Consider the following 4,464-nt stretch of genomic DNA (forward strand, 5'->3'; position numbering starts at 1 on the left):
GCCAAGGCTCTGCGCGCCTTCCTGCGTGCCGATCCGGACGTGATCATGGTGGGCGAAATCCGTGACCATGAAACAGCTGAAATGGGCGTGGAGGCTTCACTCACAGGCCACCTGGTACTCTCTACTTTGCACACCAACAGCGCCCCGGAAACCGTTACCCGCCTGCTCGACATGGGCATGGATCCCTTCAACTTTGCAGACGCCTTGCTGGTCGTGCTGGCGCAGCGCCTGGTACGTCGACTGTGTACGGCCTGCAGGGTGTCCGAGCCGGCCTCTCAGGCCTATCTCGACGATCTGATCAACGAGTACATGTTTGTTTTCCCTGAGGGGGATCAGCATGTTGCGCCAGAGGCCGTGTTGAGCGAATGGCAACATCGCTTAGGGCGCGACGGTGTGTTGATGTCGCATAGCAGCAAAGGCTGTCCTCAATGCAACAACACCGGCTACAAGGGCCGCGCAGGCCTGCATGAGTTGCTGTCCGTCAGCCGGGAGATCCGCCGCATGATCCAGACCGGCGCCAACGCGGAAATGCTGCTCAATCAGTCGCTCAAAGAAGGCATGCGCACCTTGCGACAGGACGGCATAGAGAAAGTACTCTCAGGCATAACGAGCATGGAAGAGGTGCGTGCCAGCAGCAATATTTAGTGCCGTGAGGGTTTGAATCTGGTGAAAGCGTGCCTTGTTGTGTGCATGCTGCACGCACGATCCAAAAAAGGTGCAAGATAGTCAACAACGAAGTCATTGATCTGGCACAGATTCCCGGCTGTTATCGGGGCTTGCAAGAACAGTGATTTCCTCGATCTTTGGTGTGAAGGCGATGCTTGTGTGGTCGCGCCGAGTTCACCAGGTGTTACGGCGCAGATCACGAGGCATCGATGGCGTAAGTCGATGGTTTGGAGGTCTGTATGGACGTGATCAGCAACTTCGCAGCTCGCTACGAGCGCACCCGCGAAGAGGAATTCACCCTCGAGGAATATCTCGAGATCTGCAAGAAGGACAAATCTGCTTTCGCCACCGCCGCAGAGCGCATGCTCCAGGCGATCGGCGAGCCGCAGATGATCGACACGCGCAATGACCCGCGCCTGTCCCGGATCTTCACCAACAAGGTGATCAAGATCTATCCTGCTTTCGAAGAGTTCTATGGCATGGAAGATGCCATCGAGCAGGTCGTCAGCTACTTCCGCCATGCCGCGCAAGGCCTGGAAGAAAAGAAGCAGATCCTGTATCTGCTGGGCCCGGTTGGCGGCGGCAAGTCCTCGATCGCCGAGCGGCTCAAGCTGCTGGCCGAGAAGGTGCCTTTCTATGCCATCAAGGGCTCGCCGGTCAACGAATCGCCTCTGGGCCTGTTCGATCCGTCCGAAGACGGTCCCATCCTGGAGAAGGAATACGGCATCCCTCGCCGTTACCTGCAGCGCATCCTGAGCCCCTGGGCCGTCAAACGCCTGGAAGAGTTCGGCGGAGACATCCGCAAGTTCAAGGTCGTCAAGCGCTACCCCAGCATCCTCAAGCAGGTGGGTATCGCCAAGACCGAGCCGGGTGACGAAAACAACCAGGACATCAGTGCCCTGGTCGGCAAAGTCGACATTCGCAAGCTCGAAACCTATGCCCAGGATGACCCGGACGCCTACAGCTACTCCGGTGGCCTGTGCCTGGCCAACCAGGGTTTGCTGGAATTCGTGGAAATGTTCAAGGCGCCCATCAAGGTGCTGCACCCCCTGCTGACCGCCACCCAGGAAGGCAACTTCAAGGGCACGGAAGGCTTCGGCGCCATCCCGTTTGACGGCGTCGTGCTGGCGCACTCGAACGAAAGCGAATGGAAGGCCTTCCGCAACAACAAGAACAACGAGGCTTTCCTGGATCGGATCTACATCGTCAAGGTGCCTTATTGCCTGCGTGCCTCAGAAGAAATCAAGATCTACGAGAAGCTGGTTCGCACCTCTTCGCTGGCCGCCGCACCTTGCGCACCTGGCACGCTGAAGATGATGAGCCAGTTCGCGATCCTGACTCGCTTGAAGGAGCCCGAGAACTCCAGCCTGTACTCGAAGATGCAGGTGTACGACGGCGAGAACCTCAAGGACACCGACCCCAAGGCCAAGTCTATCCAGGAGTACCGTGATTACGCCGGTGTGGACGAGGGCATGAGCGGTATCTCCACGCGCTTTGCCTTCAAGATCATCTCCAAGGTTTTCAACTTCGACAGCCAGGAAGTGGCCGCCAACCCGGTTCACCTGATGTACGTGCTGGAGCAGCAAATCGAGCGCGAGCAGTTCCCTGCCGAGCTGGAGCAGAAGTACATCTCCTACATCAAGGAATCGCTGGCACCGCGCTATGCAGAGTTCATCGGCAAGGAGATCCAGACGGCTTACCTGGAAAGCTATTCGGAGTACGGCCAGAACATCTTCGATCGTTATGTGACCTACGCGGACTACTGGATCCAGGATCAGGAATACCGCGACACCGACACGGGTGAGATCTTCGACCGCGGCGCGCTGAACGCCGAGTTGGAAAAGATAGAGAAGCCGGCCGGCATCGCCAATCCGAAGGACTTCCGCAACGAGATCGTCAACTTCGTGCTGCGGGCGCGTGCCAACAACGGCGGCAAGAACCCGCTGTGGACCAGCTATGAAAAGCTGCGCACCGTGATCGAGAAGAAGATGTTCAGCAACACCGAAGAGTTGTTGCCGGTCATCAGCTTCAACGCCAAGGCCAGCGCCGACGAGGTCAAGAAGCATGAGGACTTTGTCAACCGCATGGTCCAGAAGGGCTATACGGCCAAGCAGGTTCGCCTGCTGTGCGAGTGGTATCTCAGAGTTCGCAAGTCCTCTTGATAGCAGACCAATGTTGTTCACCGCGAAGGTGTCAGCACGTTCAACCCGGGTGATCCTCGGGTTGAACAAGATCCCTGTAGAGGATCGACGGCAGAGCGCCTTGAGCGAAGGGTCGACATGACTAGGCAACACATCATCGACAGACGGTTGGCCGGTAAGAACAAATCGATCGGCAACCGTGAACGTTTTCTGCGTCGGTACAAAGACCAAGTACGTGAGGCGGTGCAGCGTGCCATCAATGGGCGCAGCATTCGCGATCTCGAAAAAGGTGAGGACATCACCATTCCCAAGCGTGACTTGTCCGAGCCCGTGTTCCATCACGGCGATGGCGGCACACGCGAGGTGGTTCACCCCGGCAACCGCGAGTATGTCAAGGGTGACCGGATCGAGAAGCCCCAAGGCGGGCAAGGGCAGGGCAGTGGTTCTGGCCAAGCCAGCGATTCTGGCGAAGGTGAAGACGACTTCGTTTTCAGCCTGAGCAAGGAAGAGTTCATGCAGGTCTTCTTTGAAGATCTGGCCTTGCCCAATCTCGTGCGCACGGCCCTGGCCGAGGTGCCGGAGTGGAAAAGCCATCGGGCCGGTTTCAGTAACGACGGCACGCCCAATAACCTGCATGTGGTTCGCTCCATGCGGGGGGCGCTGGGGCGCCGCATTGCCTTGGGCGCCTCATCGCGCCGCGAGATCAAGGAACTGGAAGAGCGCCTGGCTGAACTGCGTGCGCAACCCGTCACCGGTGACGATGCACTGATCCGCAAGCGCGCCGCCGAGATCGAAGAGATAGAGGCGCAACTGGCGCATCAGTATGGCCGTATGAAGGGCATCCCCTTCCTGGATCCGATCGACCTGCGCTTCCGTAGTCGCGTCAAGGTGCCGGTGCCCACGACCAAGGCCGTGATGTTCTGCGTGATGGACGTGTCCGGCTCGATGGACGAGCAGCGCAAGGAGTTGTCCAAGCGCTTTTTCATCCTGCTTTACCTGTTCCTGACCCGGCACTACGACAAGATCGAACTGGTCTTCATTCGCCACCACACGCAGGCCCAGGAAGTGACGGAGGACGAGTTCTTCCACGCCACTGAAACCGGCGGCACGGTGGTGTCCAGTGCCCTGATCCTGCTGGATGAAATCATCCAGGCCCGCTACCCGACCAGCGAGTGGAACCTGTACGTGGCGCAGGCCTCCGATGGCGACAACTGGCACCATGACTCCAGCCGTTGCCGCGAGATCATCGAGCAGAAAATCCTGCCCTTGGTGCGCTACTACGCTTATGTGCAGGTGGCGCAGACCGAGCAGAACCTGTGGGATGAATACTTGGCACTCAGCGAGATGCACAAGCACTTCGCCATGCGCAAGGTGCTCGAGCCGTCCCAGATCTACCCGGTGTTCCGTGAGTTGTTCAAGAAGGAAGGGGTGGACGCATGAGTGCACAACAAGCCTATGGCGTGCAAGGCCATCAGTTGCCCGGTCCTTCAGACTGGTCCTTCGATCTGATCGAGCAGTATCACGACGTGATCCGCGCAACGGCGGAAAGCTTCAAGCTGGACACCTATCCCAACCAGTTGGAGATCATCACGGCCGAGCAGATGATGGACGCCTATGCCAGCGTGGGCATGCCGGTGAACTACCGGCACTGGTCCTA

Annotated in this window: 4 protein-coding genes; all 4 read left to right on the top strand. The window is 58.4% G+C overall.

Annotation, left to right across the window (positions count from 1 at the left end; genetic code table 11):
* Nucleotides 1-645 (top strand): GspE/PulE family protein (locus EPO09_RS06585; protein ID WP_290641397.1); only part of this gene is annotated, 645 nt, incomplete at its 5' end.
* Between the two features lie 260 nt (nucleotides 646-905).
* The gene (locus EPO09_RS06590) at nucleotides 906-2,828 is read left to right on the top strand and encodes a PrkA family serine protein kinase (RefSeq protein WP_290641399.1); all 1,923 of its coding nucleotides are present in this window, start codon (nucleotides 906-908) and stop codon (nucleotides 2,826-2,828) included.
* A gap of 117 nt (nucleotides 2,829-2,945) precedes the next feature.
* The gene (locus tag EPO09_RS06595) at nucleotides 2,946-4,247 is read left to right on the top strand and encodes a YeaH/YhbH family protein (RefSeq protein ID WP_290641401.1); all 1,302 of its coding nucleotides are present in this window, start codon (nucleotides 2,946-2,948) and stop codon (nucleotides 4,245-4,247) included.
* On the top strand, nucleotides 4,244-4,464 hold a 221-nt coding region (locus EPO09_RS06600), incomplete at its 3' end, for a SpoVR family protein (RefSeq protein WP_290641403.1). The genes EPO09_RS06595 and EPO09_RS06600, both read left to right, overlap by 4 nt.

Origin of the sequence: Aquabacterium sp. (assembly GCF_004297345.1) — a bacterium.
Classification (GTDB): domain Bacteria; phylum Pseudomonadota; class Gammaproteobacteria; order Burkholderiales; family Burkholderiaceae_C; genus Aquabacterium.

What these genes read in the sequence shown, in the direction of transcription:
- EPO09_RS06590 (WP_290641399.1), top strand. Translation starts at nt 906, where the DNA reads ATGGACGTGATCAGCAACTTCGCAGCTCGCTACGAGCGCACCCGCGAA.
- EPO09_RS06595 (WP_290641401.1), top strand. Translation starts at nt 2,946, where the DNA reads ATGACTAGGCAACACATCATCGACAGACGGTTGGCCGGTAAGAACAAA.